The organism is Providencia sp. LY12 (assembly GCF_057621555.1).
Genome location: NZ_CM172594.1, coordinates 1,952,769 through 1,971,909, shown reverse-complemented (window position 1 = coordinate 1,971,909; position 19,141 = coordinate 1,952,769). Strand labels below are relative to the sequence as shown.

At 37.2% G+C, this 19,141-nt stretch carries 27 protein-coding genes; 12 read left to right on the top strand and 15 right to left on the bottom strand.

Going from position 1 to position 19,141, the window contains the following annotated elements; genetic code table 11:
- Positions 1-110 precede the first annotated feature (110 nt).
- On the top strand, positions 111-749 hold the full coding sequence (locus ACY3ZI_RS09385; protein WP_487377244.1) for a TetR/AcrR family transcriptional regulator: 639 nt from the start codon (positions 111-113) through the stop codon (positions 747-749).
- Here ACY3ZI_RS09385 and ACY3ZI_RS09380 read toward each other — a convergent pair.
- Positions 744-1,151, bottom strand: coding sequence for a hypothetical protein (locus ACY3ZI_RS09380; RefSeq protein ID WP_211885390.1), 408 nt, complete (start codon positions 1,149-1,151; stop codon positions 744-746). The genes ACY3ZI_RS09385 and ACY3ZI_RS09380 overlap by 6 nt on opposite strands.
- Positions 1,152-1,397: 246 nt before the next feature.
- Between ACY3ZI_RS09380 and ACY3ZI_RS09375 the strand changes: the two genes are divergently transcribed.
- Positions 1,398-1,691 (top strand): DUF5339 domain-containing protein, encoded by a 294-nt coding sequence (locus ACY3ZI_RS09375; protein WP_487377506.1) that lies wholly within the window; start codon positions 1,398-1,400, stop codon positions 1,689-1,691.
- 71 nt (positions 1,692-1,762) lie between these two features.
- On the opposite strand, the gene ACY3ZI_RS09370 is transcribed toward ACY3ZI_RS09375, so the two are convergent.
- The 5 genes from ACY3ZI_RS09370 to sra form a co-directional block, all read right to left on the bottom strand.
- On the bottom strand, positions 1,763-2,212 hold the full coding sequence (locus ACY3ZI_RS09370) for a universal stress protein (RefSeq protein WP_154627980.1): 450 nt from the start codon (positions 2,210-2,212) through the stop codon (positions 1,763-1,765).
- A gap of 189 nt (positions 2,213-2,401) precedes the next feature.
- Positions 2,402-2,740 carry a hypothetical protein gene (locus ACY3ZI_RS09365; RefSeq protein ID WP_211885388.1) on the bottom strand — a complete coding sequence of 113 codons (339 nt, stop codon included), beginning with the start codon at positions 2,738-2,740 and terminating at the stop codon, positions 2,402-2,404.
- A gap of 117 nt (positions 2,741-2,857) precedes the next feature.
- Complete coding sequence (locus ACY3ZI_RS09360; protein ID WP_006660028.1) at positions 2,858-3,286, bottom strand: universal stress protein; 429 nt, start codon at positions 3,284-3,286, stop codon at positions 2,858-2,860.
- Between the two features lie 485 nt (positions 3,287-3,771).
- Positions 3,772-4,551 (bottom strand): YaeF family permuted papain-like enzyme, encoded by a 780-nt coding sequence (locus ACY3ZI_RS09355; RefSeq protein ID WP_211885386.1) that lies wholly within the window; start codon positions 4,549-4,551, stop codon positions 3,772-3,774.
- Between the two features lie 267 nt (positions 4,552-4,818).
- A complete protein-coding gene (gene sra, locus ACY3ZI_RS09350; RefSeq protein WP_211885384.1) occupies positions 4,819-5,034 on the bottom strand; it encodes a stationary-phase-induced ribosome-associated protein in 216 nt (71 codons plus the stop codon).
- A 396-nt stretch (positions 5,035-5,430) separates the two neighbouring features.
- On the opposite strand from sra, the gene ACY3ZI_RS09345 reads away from it, so the two are divergent.
- Positions 5,431-6,129 carry an aspartate/glutamate racemase family protein gene (locus tag ACY3ZI_RS09345; RefSeq protein WP_487377240.1) on the top strand — a complete coding sequence of 233 codons (699 nt, stop codon included), beginning with the start codon at positions 5,431-5,433 and terminating at the stop codon, positions 6,127-6,129.
- A gap of 131 nt (positions 6,130-6,260) precedes the next feature.
- Complete coding sequence (locus ACY3ZI_RS09340; RefSeq protein WP_487377238.1) at positions 6,261-6,494, top strand: helix-turn-helix domain-containing protein; 234 nt, start codon at positions 6,261-6,263, stop codon at positions 6,492-6,494.
- 80 nt (positions 6,495-6,574) lie between these two features.
- Here the strand turns inward: ACY3ZI_RS09340 and ACY3ZI_RS09335 are convergent, their stop codons facing one another.
- From ACY3ZI_RS09335 to ACY3ZI_RS09320, 4 genes are all read right to left on the bottom strand, one after another.
- Positions 6,575-6,718: a hypothetical protein gene (locus tag ACY3ZI_RS09335; RefSeq protein WP_211885380.1), complete on the bottom strand. Its 144-nt coding sequence runs from the start codon at positions 6,716-6,718 to the stop codon at positions 6,575-6,577.
- A 133-nt stretch (positions 6,719-6,851) separates the two neighbouring features.
- Positions 6,852-7,073 (bottom strand): HP1242/YdcH family protein, encoded by a 222-nt coding sequence (locus tag ACY3ZI_RS09330; RefSeq protein ID WP_108478997.1) that lies wholly within the window; start codon positions 7,071-7,073, stop codon positions 6,852-6,854.
- Positions 7,074-7,215: 142 nt separating this feature from the next.
- Positions 7,216-7,665, bottom strand: a complete 450-nt coding sequence (locus ACY3ZI_RS09325) for a carboxymuconolactone decarboxylase family protein (RefSeq protein ID WP_211885378.1) — start codon at positions 7,663-7,665, stop codon at positions 7,216-7,218.
- A 91-nt stretch (positions 7,666-7,756) separates the two neighbouring features.
- A complete protein-coding gene (locus ACY3ZI_RS09320; protein WP_211885376.1) occupies positions 7,757-8,113 on the bottom strand; it encodes an MmcQ/YjbR family DNA-binding protein in 357 nt (118 codons plus the stop codon).
- Between the two features lie 179 nt (positions 8,114-8,292).
- Between ACY3ZI_RS09320 and ACY3ZI_RS09315 the strand changes: the two genes are divergently transcribed.
- Positions 8,293-8,637 carry a two pore domain potassium channel family protein gene (locus ACY3ZI_RS09315; RefSeq protein WP_154603968.1) on the top strand — a complete coding sequence of 115 codons (345 nt, stop codon included), beginning with the start codon at positions 8,293-8,295 and terminating at the stop codon, positions 8,635-8,637.
- Between the two features lie 45 nt (positions 8,638-8,682).
- Here ACY3ZI_RS09315 and ACY3ZI_RS09310 read toward each other — a convergent pair whose 3' ends face one another.
- A complete protein-coding gene (locus ACY3ZI_RS09310) occupies positions 8,683-8,790 on the bottom strand; it encodes a DUF4113 domain-containing protein (RefSeq protein WP_211885374.1) in 108 nt (35 codons plus the stop codon).
- A 342-nt stretch (positions 8,791-9,132) separates the two neighbouring features.
- On the opposite strand from ACY3ZI_RS09310, the gene ACY3ZI_RS09305 reads away from it, so the two are divergent.
- Positions 9,133-9,264: an entericidin A/B family lipoprotein gene (locus ACY3ZI_RS09305; protein ID WP_036954779.1), complete on the top strand. Its 132-nt coding sequence runs from the start codon at positions 9,133-9,135 to the stop codon at positions 9,262-9,264.
- A 170-nt stretch (positions 9,265-9,434) separates the two neighbouring features.
- The gene (locus ACY3ZI_RS09300; protein WP_487377234.1) at positions 9,435-9,668 is read left to right on the top strand and encodes a DUF1161 domain-containing protein; all 234 of its coding nucleotides are present in this window, start codon (positions 9,435-9,437) and stop codon (positions 9,666-9,668) included.
- Between the two features lie 609 nt (positions 9,669-10,277).
- On the opposite strand, the gene ACY3ZI_RS09295 is transcribed toward ACY3ZI_RS09300, so the two are convergent.
- From ACY3ZI_RS09295 to cspE, 3 genes are all read right to left on the bottom strand, one after another.
- A complete protein-coding gene (locus ACY3ZI_RS09295; RefSeq protein ID WP_487377504.1) occupies positions 10,278-10,364 on the bottom strand; it encodes a hypothetical protein in 87 nt (28 codons plus the stop codon).
- Between the two features lie 118 nt (positions 10,365-10,482).
- A complete protein-coding gene (locus ACY3ZI_RS09290) occupies positions 10,483-10,938 on the bottom strand; it encodes an Hsp20 family protein (RefSeq protein ID WP_036954788.1) in 456 nt (151 codons plus the stop codon).
- Positions 10,939-11,282: 344 nt separating this feature from the next.
- On the bottom strand, positions 11,283-11,495 hold the full coding sequence (gene cspE / locus ACY3ZI_RS09285) for a transcription antiterminator/RNA stability regulator CspE (RefSeq protein WP_036954791.1): 213 nt from the start codon (positions 11,493-11,495) through the stop codon (positions 11,283-11,285).
- 1,082 nt (positions 11,496-12,577) lie between these two features.
- Here cspE and ACY3ZI_RS09280 point away from each other — a divergent pair.
- The 5 genes from ACY3ZI_RS09280 (at position 12,578) to ACY3ZI_RS09260 (ending at position 18,818) form a co-directional block, all read left to right on the top strand.
- Complete coding sequence (locus ACY3ZI_RS09280; RefSeq protein ID WP_154609917.1) at positions 12,578-15,496, top strand: xanthine dehydrogenase family protein molybdopterin-binding subunit; 2,919 nt, start codon at positions 12,578-12,580, stop codon at positions 15,494-15,496.
- Positions 15,493-16,059, top strand: a complete 567-nt coding sequence (locus ACY3ZI_RS09275; RefSeq protein ID WP_036953454.1) for a (2Fe-2S)-binding protein — start codon at positions 15,493-15,495, stop codon at positions 16,057-16,059. The genes ACY3ZI_RS09280 and ACY3ZI_RS09275 overlap by 4 nt, the downstream gene beginning before the upstream one ends.
- 11 nt (positions 16,060-16,070) lie before the next feature.
- The gene (locus ACY3ZI_RS09270; RefSeq protein ID WP_132494990.1) at positions 16,071-17,390 is read left to right on the top strand and encodes a cytochrome c; all 1,320 of its coding nucleotides are present in this window, start codon (positions 16,071-16,073) and stop codon (positions 17,388-17,390) included.
- 322 nt (positions 17,391-17,712) lie between these two features.
- Positions 17,713-18,159, top strand: a complete 447-nt coding sequence (locus tag ACY3ZI_RS09265) for a DUF3290 domain-containing protein (RefSeq protein WP_036953459.1) — start codon at positions 17,713-17,715, stop codon at positions 18,157-18,159.
- Positions 18,160-18,167: 8 nt separating this feature from the next.
- On the top strand, positions 18,168-18,818 hold the full coding sequence (locus ACY3ZI_RS09260; protein WP_036953461.1) for a DUF421 domain-containing protein: 651 nt from the start codon (positions 18,168-18,170) through the stop codon (positions 18,816-18,818).
- Between the two features lie 57 nt (positions 18,819-18,875).
- Here the strand turns inward: ACY3ZI_RS09260 and ACY3ZI_RS09255 are convergent, their stop codons facing one another.
- A complete protein-coding gene (locus ACY3ZI_RS09255) occupies positions 18,876-19,124 on the bottom strand; it encodes an Arm DNA-binding domain-containing protein (RefSeq protein WP_487377230.1) in 249 nt (82 codons plus the stop codon).
- Positions 19,125-19,141: the final 17 nt, after the last annotated feature.

Here is a 19,141-nt window from a genome sequence, read left to right as displayed (position 1 = left end):
TTTAAACATGATAATATTCATATACATCATAGAGGAAAATAACAAACTGAATTATGACCTCTTTCAGATAATTTAGCCTCGTGCCGCCATTTTGTTAGGAAATTGATTTCATGAACCAGACAAGTTCCGCCAAAACACCAAAAGGACAGCGTCGCCATCAAGCGCTTATTACGGCTGCGGCGGATATTTTTCTGCAATATGGTTTTGAAGGCACGACATTAGATATGATCATCGAACGCGCAGGCGGTTCCCGTTCGACGTTATATAAAAACTTTGGGGACAAAGAAGGTTTATTTGCCGCAGTTGTGGCATATATGATAGACGATATTTTTACTGAACCTGACCATAAAGAGCCACCTTTAGAGAGCATTGAAGCGGTATTATCGTTTTATGGTTCGCGTTTTTTAGTCAATGTGATTAAACCCCAATCTATCGGGCTATACCGCTTAATACTGGGGGAATACAACCGCTTTCCTGATATTAGCCAACTCTTTTTCGAACAAGGTCCCGTACAAAGCTATCAGCGCCTTGCCGAAAAGCTTGCACAAATTCCGACTGTCAAAGTCGATAAAGACATACTGTTAAATATTTCATCCCGTTATTTAGAGATGCTAAAAGCGGATGTTTTTATCAAAACTTTCTGTGTCGAAAACTTTAAACCTAGCGATGAATTTATCCATCAACAAATTGGGCTTTCCGTGGATATCATCGCTAGCTATATTCGTAAAATTAGTGCCAGTAAATCATAATCCATTTAAAATTTCAGTGGCTTGCTGTTGCGCAGCTTGAGAGCTCCCTACTAAAAAGACTTCAGGCCCATACAGAGATGAAATAACCGGTGCTGTACGCTCCATTTCATCTTTGTCTCTCCCATCTGGCTGTAATGTGATCACCATAGCTCGACAATATTCTGCCATCGCCTCTCTTCCTTCCTTCAACCAACGACGTACAAATTTCATACACTCCATGTCTTCTTCTGTTGGTTTTCCTTTCGATTCCATTGGCGGATAAATTAAAACAAATGGAGTCTTTTTCGTTAATAGTTGCTCAAGTTCCGATAACCATGACTGAGTTTCCATCATTGTTGTTGGAAAGGAATTCATCACACAGACAGGCCAGTTCTGAGTATTAATCATAATACAGTTATTCATTTTCATTCCTTACGTTGGATTGTTAACTCAATAAAGTGTACTGAAATGTACACTTTATTATTACACGCAGTCAAGAATGATTCTCATTTATAGTTTGCAATTTATGCTATAGCCACTTCCTTTAATATTGGCATGATTAATTTGATAAAAATTAAAACTCACTGAAATATTCATCATTGGTCGATGTCTTTTTAAAAAATGGGATGCTATGCTGACCGAAATATGACTTTTGAAAGTGAAAATATGATGAAAAATATTCTGCCAATTGCATTGGGTCTATTTGTTTCGCTGACTGCATTGAATGCAAATGCAGGACAAGTTTGTGACAAATATTTCAAAGAAATGAATGCGCTAGTTCAACAAGCTGAAGAACAATATAAAAATGAGCCTAATGCGAGTGAACAAATCGCATTAATGAAATCACAATTAGAAGACGCAAGAAAAACCCTCGCAAGTTATCCTGAAGATACTCAAGAGCAAGCATGTAGCCAAGCATTAACCGCTATTGAGCAAGCAAAAGAAACCGTCAATAAATCTTAATTGCCCCAAAGAAAAAGACCTGATAACTCAGGTCTTTGTTATAAATTCAGTCTGGATATTAAACAATAAAGCTATCTTACGACTAAAACAGATATTTTTGCATAAGAGACGATCCCGGAAGCATTCGAACCTAATAAGTGTGTTGAAATACTTGGGTTACGCGAGCCAACCACAATAAGGTCAGCATGAACTTTCTCAGCTTCATCTAACACTTTTTCTCTTGGCGAACCGAACTCCACTTTATAAGAAATTCTATCTGCCGGGAAATCCATATCTTTTACTATGTGATTAACCAATTCAACCAGCTGTTCTTCCGAACGTTCAATAGCCTTTTTCGTAAATGAGGTGAGCAAATCATAATGATAGCTATAGCTCATCGAAAATCTTGAAACATCCGGCACTGAGTGAAATAGATGGATGTTAGCGTTATCCATTTTTGCTAAATGAATGGCTTGCTTTAACGCTTTATCAGTCAATGCATCTTCAGAAATATCAACGGGAACCAAAATAGTTTTATTCATATAAGCCCCTCTCAAGGATGTATCTCTCATTCAATTTATTCGTTTTTTGAATAGATGAGATAGCGGTTTAATGGTTATTTTTTTGCCAAGAAAAGTATAGTCTGAATAAAATGAAAATGTCGTGAACTGGTTTACTAATCTGAAAATCAATTCAGTAAAATAACCACAACATTTGGCAACTCATTCAATCTAATCCTCTTCTAAGTGCCACTTATGTAATATGCGATGAATAAACGGCGTGACGATTAAGCCAATACTAATAATGAATACACTTTGTAAAAATAAACCGTAAATAGCGATAAAGAAGCGGCCTGTTTGGGTGATTGGTGCCGGCTCAATCGCTTGGCCGCTCAGCATTGATAATGCATTTAGCATTGACTCCATCATCGAATGCCCTTCAATAAAATAAAAGCCAATAATCCCAGGCAGCAAGCCAATAAAAAACACTAATAACGCTAAAAAATAAAAACGCAGAACTCGCAAAACAAAATGTTCCATGCGCATTAATTCTTTAGTGAATTTCTCCATAAAAATCCTACTCAGTCCATACCGATATGCCGATTCAATAATGTTCTTGCAAACGACATAAAAAAACCTATGCAACATTATAGGAACTTCATTGCATAGGTTTTAAAAAAGAATAAATTAACGAACAACCAATACGGATGTTTCTGCGTAACGAACAATTCCTGCCGCGGTAGAACCTAACAAGTGAGTCGTAATATTTGGACGGCGAGAACCTATCACAATAATATCGGCATTAATATCTTTTGCGGTGTTAATCACTTCATCACGAGGTGAACCAAACGTAATCGTGTAACTGACATCATCATGAGGAAGATCAATCGAATCCATCAGCATTTTCATGTCTTCTTCTGCTTTCACTGTCGCGCGGTCTTTAATTTCCATATAACCCAGCGCATATGCATTGATAATTGCCGAAGAGATAGGCAATACGTGGATCAGGTGAATTTTTGCGCCAGATTGTTTCGCTAAATTTACCGCATGACGAACCGCTTTACTGGTCAACTCTTCTTCAGTGAGATCGATAGGGACCAAAATTGTTTTGTACATAAGCCCTCCTGATAAATTATCGAATAAACATTAACAATAAAATTATAATCAACTGTACGTAAATGTCTCTTATCTCAAAAGATAAATGAGATCTCCGGCTACAAATTAACAACATTATTTCTTTATCAGCACTAAAATTCACTTCATCACTCAGAGAAAAAGCAAAAAATGTTAAATATTTTTCGTAGGAATTAACTGAGATTCCAGCAAAACAAACCAATAAAAACATTGATCAATTTGTTTTTTAAGCACTTTTGGGATTTATGATGAGATAAAAAATTATAATAGTTATATGAAAAAAGGGGTTGATTTCTTAAATGAGAATAGTTATCTTTTATCTCGTGAATAGTTGAGTAAATTACTCGGTCTTTTCACAACGACATTGCTCACATTGCTTCCAGTTTAGCTGGCCAACTCATTTGAGTTGGCCTTTTTTTATTTTATGGCAAACAGTATTTCATCAAAACTGCGCCTGTAATATCTCATCACTTATTGAGGATAGCGCCCCCAAAGCTCCAATTTTTTAAATGCCCAACATAGGTTAAACGCTCTGTTGGCATAAAAGTAGGCACATCCCCTGAACGCATGTGCAAAATATCAGCAGGCGTAATCCATGATGAGTTTCCTTCAAACAACGGCACACCGGCATATTTATACGCATCTAGGACAAACTGCGAACAAAAAAAGCCGTTGGCTTGTTCAATATCATCCCCTAGTTGGACTGTAGCCAGTGTTTTAAGACAGAAATTACGGATAGTCTGCCCAATCAGTGGTAATTCACAAACGCGTTTTGTCAGCATCCACGGCGCAATCATGATAATCCCCTTCATGTTGTATTTACCTCCGTCATTAACAGTAGAAAACTCACGCAGTTTTTCTGCATGAAATGACGTTAATAAGTTATGCCGTAATACAACCATATTATTAGAATCCGTGATTGCTTGGTCGAGAGGAATAATTCTGACTCCACTTCCAACCGATTCTGCCACCTGACCAAATCCTAAATAAATAGAAGCGTGACTCACCCCACTCACACTAAATAAGCGGATCCCCCACGAGTTCACCCCCGTTGCTGAAGACAAAAGGATATCTCCGGGCAGCATATCCGCCACTGTCAATGTTTCAACTGAATCCTTAATCGGGATCGTGTTAGCGTGCTGAATACTAAACTTCAGCTTATTTGATTCATCTTCAGTTTTAAATTGTGTTGAACAACCATTTATAAATAGAAAACAAAAAAATAGCATCCATTGGCATAATTTCATCTACACATATCCATTTTAGTTGTATTTATCATTATTCTCGCTCCCGATTTTATCGACAGAATATGACTATCACACTATTTTATTTTCTTTAATAGATAGAAACTTAGTCGCGATCACAAAAAATTACCGAAGGATCATGAACCATTCCAATGATAAAATACCATCAGATAATTCAAAAAAAGACGTGGATATATGAAAGGAATTTATTATTGAGGAACAGAAACCCTCTAGTCAATCTAGAGGGTCACATCTTACCCTAAAATTAAATTAGATATATTCTGGATAAAATACGCTGACGGAATGATAGGTTTTCTTCTCGGTTGCTTTATTTTTCTGTACCGCAACAAATGGCTTATCCTTAAGTTTTTCAGGTAAAGCCGTAGCATTTTCCTTTGCAATCACAGAAACTTGAATATTACGCTTAGAACGACTTAATTTGAACGGCATCCCTAATAAACGACGAGCCTGGTTATTACTTACCATCATAAACTCCTTAACTAAAAAATTTAAATTCATAAACTGAACATCAAAAAAAATAGTCAGTGTAGGTCACTAGGTTTATTTTACTTCCTCGTTATCTAAAAAATAAAATAAGTAACTTTAGTAGTATATCAGCAATAAAATATTATTTAATGAAGATTTACTGGACAGTCCCAGTACGTTACCAATCAATCTTTTAAAAAAACAAAAATGAAGTTAATCTCTAATATACGATTAATTACAGAAAGATAACTCCAATATTAAAACTAGTAAGATAGTTATCAGTTAAAAATAATCTCAGCTTTATTTATATTATTGATAAAAATTGATATTAACGGATTGACTCCCCATAAATACGCTCAGTATAGTAAGAAAAAAACGTATATAAGGTACTTATCAATGAAGACTATTGGACTTATCGGGGGAATGAGCTGGGAATCAACCCAACTCTATTATCAGCAAATAAATGAAGGTGTTAAGCAAAAACTAGGAGGCTTACATTCCGCTAAGATTGTTTTATACAGTGTTGATTTTGCTGAAGTTGAATATTTTCAATCTCACGGTCAATGGGGTCTTGCTGCTGAACATTTAGCCAAAGCAGGGATGAGTTTACAAGCCGCTGGCGCTGATTTTTTAGTTTTGTGTACAAATACAATGCACAAAGTCGCCCCACAGATTGAAGAAAAATCTAATCTTCCTCTCCTTCACATTGCAGATGCTACAGGTGAAAAAATAACACAATCGGGCATTAAAACTATTGGGTTGTTAGGTACTGCATTTACAATGGAACAAGCTTTTTACAAAGATCGTCTGATTGATAAATTTAATTTAAGAGTTATCACGCCGAATGAGGCAGACAGAAAAATCGTTCACGATATTATCTACAATGAGCTGTGTTTAGGCATTATCTCTGAGGCTTCACGAACCGAGTATCAACGCATTATGACATCACTCGTTGAACAAGGCGCTGAAGGTATTATTCTTGGATGTACTGAAATTACATTGCTGGTAAATGGAGATGATACGTCCGTACCCGTCTTTGATACCACGGCAATTCATGCGCAAAGTGCGGTTCAATACGCACTAAAAAACCAGTAATAGCGAGTTACCATACATTAGGATAATTATCATAAAATTATCCTATCATCACCAAAATGCAGATACTTCCCTATTAACGTTTAACATATCTATGCTATTTATTGTCCACCACTAATTTTAGGGCTGTACCGATGAACGAAAGAAAACTTAACAATCTCTCTTTAGGACAATTCATCAAAGAACAGCGTCTCGCTCGTCAAATAACTGTTACCGAGATAGCCAAAGCCATTTCAGTTTCAGAGCGCACATACTCCCAATATGAAGACGGCTCCTCATCAATATATGTTGCGCATCTTATCGCACTAAGTTCAGTACTAAATATTGAACTTCAAACACTGCTCGACGCTTATTTAAACCCTGAATAATAATATTTACACCCTTCTCTTAGCATAAAGCGCTTAGCTTTTACTTTATGCTAAGTATCGTTTATTGATAAATTTACTTCTTAGTGTTGAATATAAAATACACTCATCATAAATATTTCCGCTATTTTTCCACTATAAAGCAAGTGTTCCACAGGCGTCGCAATCATACTAATTGTGTTTATCATCGCTTCAGCGATCATTTCTACTGGGTTAAATGCAGGCATGTTTATTCTCCTTTTTAGACACACTATATTAGTAAGGTAGTTCCGCCTATAGGATTAAGTGCAAATTGCTTCTAAATAAATCAATAAAAAGCCCCACACTTGGCGAGGCTATGAATGGTAGTAATCTATCGATTTAACTCAATTCTGGCGGGTTTTTAAGTATTTGATGTATCTCTTCTTTGAGACGAAGTTTTTCTTTTTTTAACTCGATAACATCAGTGCCATACCCACTTCTGTCTGGATGCTCCAGCCTGGCTATTTCATGATCGAGTTGGTTATGCCTATTAAATAAGGCTCTAAAATCAGGATCTGACTGACGAAGTTGCGAGATTAAATCACGATACTCTGGGAACATAAATTATTACTCCATTAGCTGATTAATACGCATGATCCAGTGTCACGTAGATTAAAAATGAAGTCACTTTACTTATTGTAAATATAGGACAAGAATCACTAATATTAACCTGTAAATCGACTAGCGCATAAGGCAGCTATAATTACGGCTTCACTTTATAGCGGCTCGCGATAGCAATGCGATTAAAAGAACCTATGATGATAGATACCCATTCAATTAATGCTAATTGCTCATCGCTCCAGTACTCCTCGGCTTTTTCATAAACATCATTAGGTATATGCCCCATATGAACCATATTAACTGATTCCGCCAACAAGAACGCTGCTTTTTCTTTTTCTGAAAAATAATCGGCCTCTTCCCACACTGCAACCAATGCGATTTTATCAATGCTCACATTATTTTTTTGAGCGTCTTGAGTATGAAGCCGCACACAAAAAGCACATCCATTAATCTGAGATATTCTCAATTTAAGTAGATGAATAAACCCTTCTTCCAATCCTAATGATACTGCTTGCTGATCAATATGATTGCTAATCTCAATCAGCTTGTTATACGCATCAGGAGAACTTTTAGATAATGACGCTCTGCTCATATACACTCCAAGTTATATTGCAATGAATGTATATAACCAGTTTCAATAAGATTCATCTATCGATTTAGTGTTGCACAATCACTGATTAAGCTTATGCAGTCAATTTGTAACTTTCATCAATCAACGCTTTAATCTCACCTTCTGGAAATCCACTGTCCAACTTTATAGTAATCCAGTGCTCTTTATTCATGTGATATGCTGGATATACCCCTTCCTTTAACCTCAATGAACCAACTAATTCAGGAGGAGATTTGAGGTTTATAATATTTACCATCTCATCACGCTCGCTTTCATATAATCTCTTTGATGAAATCGTCAGAATGGCAGCAAACCACTTTGCATTATTTTTATGCCTATAAATGATGTAACTAGGAAATTTAGCCCATGGGTACTCAGCAACTGCACCATAATTACTCTGGATATACTCCATAAGTTCATTTTTGTTCATCTCACCATCCCACTAATAAGTTTTAGTTATGCTAACTTGGCAAGAATATAAATTGCAACAAACGAAAAATACCCGAATTTAGCCTAACTTATGACACTATTGTCAAAATAAAAATTTTAGGTAATCTTACATAGGTTTATTATGTAATTACTTCATTAAATTACTTTTTAGGAAAAATCATGTTTGAATCTAAAAATATGCCATTAATTTCTTTCCGCTCTTTTTTAAAACGAATGCTATTACATTTTGGTTACGCTTTTGCACTTATCGTTACCACTTTATTCATTGGCATTGTCGGGCATATCGCTTTTGATTCGAGCATAAGTTGGCATGATGCCACATTCAACAGTGCCTTTATAGCTAATGGAATTGGTCCATACATTGTTCCGCAAAACATTTCAGGAAAGATTTTTTTCGCTTTTTATGGTGTATTCACCAGTCTGGTTTTTATGACCACTCTAGGTTTGATATTTGCACCTATTGCGCATCGAATGTTACATAAATTCCATTTAGATGATGAGTAAAAAAGCCTCGTCTGGTTAAACTCCATGACCTAAGACATGATCTTTTCAAGCTCTCACCACTGGCAATTCATCAAAATTTGTTGTGTACGCTGGTGACAACATTTCACTCTTCGTCTGATATCCACTATCGCTTCCTTTCGCAGAAAACCCCAATCAGAGTGGTAAAGTGATGAATGATAATATTAAAAGAATACCGATTAATAAGCATTGAAAAACATTAAGCATACGGATAAATATCTATTCTAATATCACAGAATGTACCCTTCATTGCTAATATTGATTGATAGCGAAATAAGTGTTAACACTTAAAATGTTAATACTAAAAATATAGCAGCTCATTTTCATTTGCCAGATATCACTGACCTTATGATTCAACATCAATGATAGAAGTTAATATTACAGCTCTATGCAAATGAAAATATCAATCAAGTTGTTCTGCTATAATTAAAAATGATCTTTTGTAACTTATAACTTCACACCTAAAAGGAAGAAAATATGTTGAAAAAAATCAGTTTTCTTATTTGCTCATTAGCTGTTGTTTTCACATTAACTGCCTGTAACACCACTAAAGGTGTTGGTGAAGACATAGAGGCTGGAGGTAAGGCAATACAGAGAGTAGCCCAGTAAAAATCTACATTTGACAGATTAATAAAACACTAGCGGGTTAGAGATGAAGATATCTTCTAGTGTTTTACGACTATCAATTGATAGCTTTAAATATTTCATTTAAGTATACTTATTAAGCTTTTTTAAAAGAATTTCTATTAACTGACTCCAGCTTATAAGGAATATTGCATATGAAAAGAAGAATAATTATTGCTACGTTAATGACATTATTTATTCCAGCGATTGCGAGTGCGTCATGTGAAAGCGTTGTTGAAGAAATTACGCAAAAAATTATTAACAATGGCGTGCCTGAAGAGAGCTTTACCATTACCGTCGTTTCAAATGAAGAAGCATCCTCACAGCAAGGTACTGTTGTAGGTAATTGTTCTAATGAAACACAAAAAATTATTTATACAAAAAAATAATTCTCTCCAAAAGGGCTTGTTGCAAAGCCCTTTCATTTCTCATTACCAACTTAATAAGACGCAATCATCTTCCTGCAAATGGTCACCAACCACAAATTGATTTATGTTGGTTGCATTTGTAAAGTTCACTACTACTATCGTGATTGTAGTCAAGGTTTACCTACCTTAAGTTACTCAACCCGCTATGAAGTGATATCTGTGTATTGGTGAAATTTTTATATTAATTGTTGGCATATTAACAATTTAAGCAATTGGATTTGTTGACCACTCTATTGTTAAATTCGTTGTTGCTCAATTTTCCATATTGCTTTCCTGTTAAAAATATACTTTACTATTGAATAAAATTTTCATTACATAAGGGAGCGGTATCGATATATATGTATACTAACCCTATGGCTCTCTTACTCGTATTTATCCCTGCCCTTGCCTGCATCCTATTCATTATTGCTCAAGATAAAAAACAACCAGATATAATGACACTTTTTTTAAAATTCTCTATCTACTTGTTAAGCACTCTGGCTTTCATAAATTTAATTTTTTTCGCAAGAGCGTTCACTGATTGGTATTAACGTAAGCACTCCGTTCTAATATCATCTTGCAAACCAAGTATCATTTGCTTGAACTTCGCGACTCATTGTCGGAGTAGCCAATAATTTTGGATAACAGAGTCAGTAGATCGGACAGTGATTGCATCATCCAAGCCGGTGGCAGTAACAATTTCGATTTTTTACAGTTGGTTTTGATGTTCCCTTCACTAACAAGTATTAGGCAAAAAAAACCCGTCATTGCTGACGGGTTAGAAAATACAGAAAAATTATTTTGTATCTTTATTTTCAATAGCTATGATCTGAGGTTTCTCTTCTTCCGGAATTTCATATTCAATATTTAATGTTAACAAACCGCTTGATAATTCTGCGCTTTCAATTTTTACATTCTTACCGAGATTAAATTCAAGAGAAAATTTATTTTGTGTTATACCTTTATGGATCCATTTCTCTGAATCATTAACTAATTCAGTTGATTGCTCACCTTGTACATAGAGCTTCCCACCTTTTAAGGATACGCTTAAGTCATCCTCTTTATAACCAGGAACACTGACAATTAATTGATAATTTGATTCATTTATTTGCTTTAAATTATAAGGATGCTCTGAGGTTAATGGTCGGTTACCAGTTAATTGGCTGAATAAACGATCCATTTGGTCAAACCTGCTAGAAAGTAGGTTATCAGATAATGTTGGAAGTAGTGAAAAAGATCTAATGTTAGACATAATTTCTCCTTCAATATCAAACTAACTACCTATTACATAAGCACCATTGGCCATTTTCCCGTATGGATTAACTCTTTATCTTGGTGCATAACTTATATAGTGTCGCTAGTGAAAATTTCAATCTAGCACTTACAATTCTTTACATTAAATATAAGCAAGCATAAAAAAACCCCGCCATAGCGAGGTTTTTAATAATAACCAATCAAGTAACTAACACGTCTAAACTTTCATAGTACTTTTGCAAAAGTACATTTAACACCGGAGGGTTACTTTTGGTTGCTTCAAAATGTTAGCGTCTGTATTGAGACCCTTTACAGCAAGGACATCTCATAAAGAGATCGATCTTAAAGTGCCACTACATTTACAGCAGCTGGACCTTTTGCGCCATTTTCTACCGAGAAGCTGACTTTTTGCCCTTCATTAAGAGTTTTGAAGCTATCACTTTGGATTGCAGAAAAGTGAACAAACACATCTTTGCTTCCATCTTCAGGAGAAATAAAGCCAAAGCCTTTAGATTCGTTAAACCATTTTACTAAACCAGTCATTGTATTAGACATATTGAATTCCTTTAAATTTTTAATTGTTGCCACATGGCATATAGGTTTGATTTTTCTTGATACTTATGGAACTAATTAGAAGGAATTCACTACGAATGGATATCTGTGGGATAACGCTAAACGGGGGAACTTTTCAAAACTTGCTTTCATAAATAGGTCTGTACTTCCAAACCGATAAGTGCATTTACTCATACATCCTTACGTATAGCAAGGTTTTTTTCATAGACACTACGATTATTTTAATAATCAATATGGATTTAGCAATCCATTCAATACACGAATATATAGATAACTCAATGATAAATAATAATTTTAAACCCCATCAACCCATGCATCAAATACAATTTAATAGAAAAGGTCGCACTAGACGACCTCTTGGAAAAAACTCTATCCATTAATTATTTGATACTATCATCTTCTGTTGGGTCAAAAGGCATTCCACCCGCAAAGACAAATGACAGTGCAACAATTACAAATGAAGCTACAACAAAAAATGAATCAATTATCTTTTTCATGTCTCTTCCTTCATAAATTAAGCCGAAAACAATATGATAATTAATCTCATTAATCAATAAAAATACCATTCATGTTGACAATTAAAATCAGTTGTTCGGAATAGCCTTCGATTTACTTAAGCGCATCATGTATACAAATCCCCAGAAACCCCACTGAAGTGAGACTCTTTAGCTTCTGATGTTGTAGTCACTCTTATCACAATATCGACATAATCATATGCTTTATATAATAAAATACATATTGATTTAATTATTCATTAATAAGAATTACTATCATTTAAATAAATTACATTCTAATAAAGCTCAGTTATTTTATTCAATACTGTCATATTAAGATGACCCCAACAGTATTATTCACTTTCTTGTCTAAATCCCTTTACTCGTTCTTGATATATCAATACAGATACCCATACTATTTATGTAACTTACTGAGCTATCTGATATTAGCCATCAAATTGCGAACAAATTAAATCGAAATAAAACAATCTTATAATGCGTGGCTAAAAAATATTATTGACTTCCATTGCTCATAATAAAAACCCTAAAAATATAATCAGGGAGCACACTATGTCGGGTCATATTTCTAGACGTAACTTCATCAAACTAGGCACTATTGCAGGCATTGCAGTGATGGTGGGTAAACTCCCTTTTGCGATAGCAATGGAGCTAGATTCTGACTCTCCATCAACCGATTGGATAGGTCAAAATGGTAAAGCACGCTTTCGTTGGGATGGTGTTGAAAAGGTCACCGGCCGTAAAAATTTTGCTCGTGATTACCGCGCTAAAGACATTCCCGGTTGGCCTAAAAAACAAAGTTATGCCTTTATGTTAAAAGCAACAGAAGCAGATAAAACCTTTGAAGGCATTGATATTTCAATGTTAGGTCCAAATTTACAGCCTGATAAAGTTGTTTTACAAGAAGACCTTATCCGTGATGGCTTAAATATTCCTCAAGACACCAGTATGGGAAAAGGCTTCTATGGCACCAATATTTTAGTGCCTCTAGGGGACACTCCGCCGATTATTGGCCACCCTGTTGCCATCTTGATTTATCATGATTTCGATAAATACAGCGCAGCACAGCGTATGTTACGTTTTGCGACAAACACCGTAAAATATGGAATGGTGACTGGACCAAAACCGCCCGCTAACTATGGTGCAGCGCGATATGTACGTATCGGTGGTGATACACCACTTTCACCTTCTATCTTTTCCCCTTATCAAGATTCAGGTATTAAAGGTGGGTTCGATGGCAATACACCTGTTTGGCCTCCATATGACCCCAAACATGCCATTTCTATTCCACCAGTGATCCGTAAAGATCGTGGTGGTGGTTTTATTCAAGCCCTTCATCAGGCAGAAAAAAGCCCTGATAAACAAGAAAAAGCAATGGATTACGCACGGCAAATTGAACAAGAAATCGCTGCAGCTCGCCAGAATCCCGATAAATTTGTGATTGAGCGCCATGGTTTTTCACAATCCATTGACCCTTGCGCAATGGAACCTGATAACTGTAATACTTGGTATGATGCACAAACCAAAACACTACATATTTTAACCGCGACACAGTCTCCTGCAGGAGTCGTTAACGCCGCTGCTGAGTTATCGAAGCACAACAAACATTTTTCTGTCGAGAACATTGTGTTATTAACAGGTTCTACCGTCGGTTATGGCTCAAAAGACTATTCGGTTTTTCCTTTCTATTCGATGGTCGCCAGTTTCTATGCTGATGGCTTACCTGTTCGTATGGCAAATGACCGCTATGAACAATTCCAAATGGGAATGAAACGCCACTCTATTGAGATGGATGTCACCATTATCGGTGATAAAAAAACGGGCAAATTTGATGTATTAAAAGGTACTTATAATTGTAATGGTGGAGGCCGTGAAAACCTCTCGGTTGCCGTATCACACGTTGCGGTACGTGGTGCCCAATCTATTTATTATTTCCCAAAATCTGACCTCACCGCTCTCGCCATGGCCACCCCGGCAGTCGAAGCGGGCTCAATGCGTGGCTTTGGTTCCTTACAGTCGATGGCAGTCACTGAATTGATGGTCGATGAAATCGCTCATAACCTCAATATTGACCCAATTGAACTGCGCCGCCGTAATGCCATATTAGAAGGTTATCCGAATACACAAGGTGGTGTAATAGCGGGTGACCCTCGCAATGTCGAAATGTTAAATCTTGCGGAAAAACACCCGATTTGGGTCGATCGTGAAAAAAATAAAGTCGATTATGAAGCAAAAAACCCCGGTAAGTTATACGGCGTTGGCTTTGCGCAAGTGCAGCAAGTTTATGGTTCTAGCGGTGTTCCAACGATTCTTTCTCTTGAATTTGATGCGAATGGCAAGCTAACAATGCGCCATTGTATGCAAGAGATTGGTACCGGTGGTACAACCGCACAACAAGTTATGGTATGGCAAGCACTCAGCAAAGCCCCTGATGTGGTTGAATTTGGGGTAACTGAATTTGCAGAACTACCACTCAAAACCAGTTGGGCAGATCAGAAAAAACAAGATGAACTGTCAAAAACTGATCCCTATTGGACACCTGCGCTGATCCCTGACATGAGTTCATCGAGCGGTGTTTATTACATTGGATTTGGTACACGCCAAGCGGGTCATTTTTTATTAGAAAATACCCTATGGCCTGCGGCCAAAAGCATTTGGAGTGAAGGTCCAGGCGGAGGAGCATTCAATGGCTTAAATGTTGAATTTGCAGATATTCGTGTCGGATCTGATGGTATTGGCGGTGGTGGGATGAAGCCCATTCCTTTTGACATTTTAGCCAAAAGAGCCCATGAGATGGGGCTAATCACCGGAGTTGCTGTTCACGGCTATTCAAGCTGGCAGTGGGCTCGCGCAGAGTTCGATATTCCAACTGTAGGATTGAAAAATCTCCCTCTCGATGCAATATCCGTTCGTTATGGCGAGGGTGCTCCACAAGAACTGAAAAAGCAGATGACAACTGGCGGTTACCATTTTATTAAACGTAAAATTGCCTATTACCCACCAACACAACGCGCAAAAGCTGACCCAACTACGGTCACACCAGCTTCCTGCCTAGTCGAGCTCAACGTCAATACTATGACGGGTGAGGTCGATATCATGCGCCACCATATGATTATGGATCCCGGTACAATGATTGTCCCTGAATTGGTTTCAGGCCAAATTCAAGGAGGTACCGCGATGGGTATTGGTCACGCATTGATGGAAGAATTGCCACTGTATGAAGATGGGCCAGGTAATGGAACATGGAACTTTAATCGCTATGTTCTGCCACGCGCAAAAGATGTTGCGGTTTGGCAACAAACCATTGATTACTTACCTCCCCTATCAGAAACTTCGCCACCAAAAGGCATGGCAGAACTGGGAATGATCCCTATCTTACCTGCGACGAGTAACGCATTAACCCATGCGACAGGTAAGCGTTTCTATGAATTCCCTATCACGGTAGATAAAATTAAAAAGGCACTCTCATGAAAATCAACCATGCCGTTCCGATTATTGAGCGCAAGCCACTAACACTGACCATTAACGGCCAGAAAATTGGTCCTATTGATGTCCCTGTTGGGATGCCAATGATTGAGTTTTTACATGAATACCTTGACCTCACAGGCACCCACTTTGGTTGCGGGCAAGGGATCTGCCATGCTTGCACTATTATGGAAATTCAGCCCGATGGCTCAACGGTTGAAAGCCGTACCTGTATCTTTGGTGCCCATTATTTCAACAATAAAAATATTGTTACCATCGAAGGGCAAGCCAAACTGGATGAACAAGGCAAAGTTGTTGAATTAACGCCAATTCAACAAGCTTTTATCGAAAACTTTTCGTTCCAGTGTGGCTATTGTGCCCCCGGTTTCGTCACGGGTGCGACAGTATTTCTTGATAAACTGAAGAAAAACCCAGTGAAACGAGACCAACTCGAACATGCGATTGAAGAAGCCCTCAATGAGCATATTTGCCGTTGTACAGGCTATGTTCGCTATTATGAAGCAGTGAGGAAAGTCGCTCTAGACACTCCTGGCTGCGTGATCGACTAGGGAGAAACCTCATGGCCAAATCCAGCTCTCTACGTAAAAGCATTTATATTATTATCTTATTATTCATCATATTAATGCTTGCGATCCTATTTGGTGCTTTTCGTACCTCCAGTATCGGTCCTGATTTAGATAAACCGCTGACCTCAGAAGAAGTCGCCAAATTGCTGCCAAGAGGGCAAGAGTTGGCAACTGCTGGTGATTGCTTTGGTTGCCACTCATTACCTGAAGGGCCATTGGCTGCGGGTGGGCGTGCCATCGGAACCCCTTTTGGTACCATTTATTCCACAAATATCACACCTGATAAGCAATTTGGTATCGGTAACTATACCCGTGCTGATTTCCATCGTGCTTTGAAAGACGGAATTGGTAAAGAAAGAGGCAATCTCTACCCTGCCATGCCGTTTGTATTTACCCATATGACGACATCGGATGATATTGATGCCCTGTATGCTTATGTGATGTCACTTCCGCCAATCAATGTGCCAAACAAAGAAAATACAGGTGTATTTGTCCTACCCGTTCGCCCATTTATGAACTTCTGGACTTTACTTAATTTCCCTAAACAAAATGCGCCTCATGACCCACAACGTTCTGCCGAGTGGAACCGAGGAGCTTATATTGTTGAAGGTCTAGCACACTGTGGCGCTTGTCACTCACCACGTAATTTAATGATGGGTGTCGAGTTTTCACGGTCACTTCAAGGGGGTGAAGAAGCCGGTTTAGCCATCCCTGATATTACAGCCGAAGCGCTTTCCAAACATGGGTACGATACCGCCTCTTTGCGCCAATTCCTGCTTACAGGGAATGCCCCGCAAGGCTCTGCATTTGCAGATATGAGCACAGTGACTCATTTTTCTACTAGCCAGATGAATAAAAGCGATGTTAATGACATGGCAATTTATTTAATGACGGATAAACAAGGAAAAATACTTGGAGCCGAAGCTCCGCCAGCTCCATTGCCTGAGGCAAACTCACCAGACGTGGGTAATGTAAGTCAAATCATGGAAACGGGTCGGTTAATGTATATGTCTACCTGCGCAGGTTGCCACGGGATCACCGGAGAAGGAGTCCCTAATGGCATTCCAGCGTTAAAAGGTAATGCTATCTTAGCTATGGACAGCCCCGAAACCTTTATCAGTGTAGTGTTAACGGGTATTCCAACCACCACTTTCCCTAATGGGCAGCGTATGTATGCTATGCCAAGCTTTGCCGATGATTTAACGCCACAAGAAATGGCAGATTTAATATCATGGGCGCGCGCCGAATGGGGGGGGCAAGGTAAGCCTGTCACTGCCGAACAAGTTGAAAAACTGAAAAAGGCGGCTCAGTAATCGCTCATCGCTTCTCTTCAAATGACTTATTTATTGAAGGGAAGCGACATTATTATTTTCATTACGATATTTGAATAAAATCTCCATTAATATTTTTGTTATCTAAAAACCTATCTTGAATTAATCCCACAAGCAGGTTTTCAAAATGCTTCCTTTGATAAATACTGAAACCATCGACAATTTTTAACTTCAACATAAAAATCAATGACAGATCTTGGGTAATGACTGACAACTCAAAATTAGATTTTAATATCAGAGCTAAAATGCGAATAAGTCACTATAATAAAGATGGATATAGTGAACAATCAGGAATGATTTTTATATGAATTTTTATGGGATAGATTACTTGCAAGCGCAGTCTAATATAAATGATTATTTTAAATATATTATTATTTTTGGCACTTTATTTGCTTTAATCGTTTTTTTCATCCTATATATGCGTCACCGCCTACAAACTAAATATCGGGATTTAACGATTATCGCCTTCTTATTTTTACTCTTCATTTCAGGCATTCAGTATCAAGATTATACCGATAGTCAAAATATACACTCAAAATCATCCCAAATGGTTAATTTCGTAAGGTTATTATCAAAAGAAAAAGGTGTAGATATAAATTCTATATTTTCTAACTCAGTACAATTATCCGATGGCATCATCATTAAAATTGATGACCGTTATTACCGTATTCATTTAAGCGTAGATCAACAAACTTACAGCTTAGAAAAAGTTTGGTTAACAAATCCCGAAATTAAAATCATAAAAAAATAAGGCATAAAATGATTATTTATACACCTATTATTATAAAGCTTGGATTAGGGATCCTATGCCTGATTGTTCAAATAAACCTCATGGGCAAAGGAAATTTAGCCCCCTCATCCGCAATGGATCAAGTTCAAAACTATGTTCTAGGCGGTATTATTGGTGGTGTCATTTACAATGAATCAATAACAGTACTGCAATTTATCCTCGTGTTAATCATATGGACTTTACTTGTTTTTGCCCTTAAATTTTTAAAAGAGAATAATCCCTTTATTAAACGAATTATTGACGGCAAACCTATAACCTTGGTACATAATGGCAGCGTTAACGTTAAAGAATGTCTAAAAAACGGTGTTTCTGCTAATGATTTGATGTTCAAACTAAGGTCAAATGGCATATACGAAATAGAGCAACTAAAACGCGTTGTTCTCGAACAAAATGGGCAATTGACTATTATCCAAAGTGGCGATGAAAATATACGTTATCCAATTATCGTCGATGGATTAGCTAACCATGACTTACTCGAAATCATCGGCAAAGACATTGAGTGGTTAGAAGACAATATTTCGAAACAAGGTTTCAATAAAATCAGTGAAGTATATTTAGGTGAGTATTTGTCCGGTAGGATTAATTTATATGGATATGAAAGAAAGAATAACGCAGATTAAGTTAGATTCACACCTTGTATAGCACTAACAGAACAGTTACCGCTTTTGGTATTTGGGTTATGCCCTGAAACCAAAATTGCTCGAAGCCTTGTCTTGCGGCTGTTTCATTGATAAATCAGGATATTGCCCTATTATCATCCTACTTAACTTACCTTCAAATCGGTAAGAGTATGACCATGAGATAGAACCTTTTTTGCTTACTAGTATCGAAAGCCCCCTACCATCTGCTATCATTACCGGCTTAGAGTTTTCTTTACCATGAATGTTTTTTAGCTTTTTGTCTGTGAGTTTATTAATTTCTGACATATCAGTCTTATCCAATG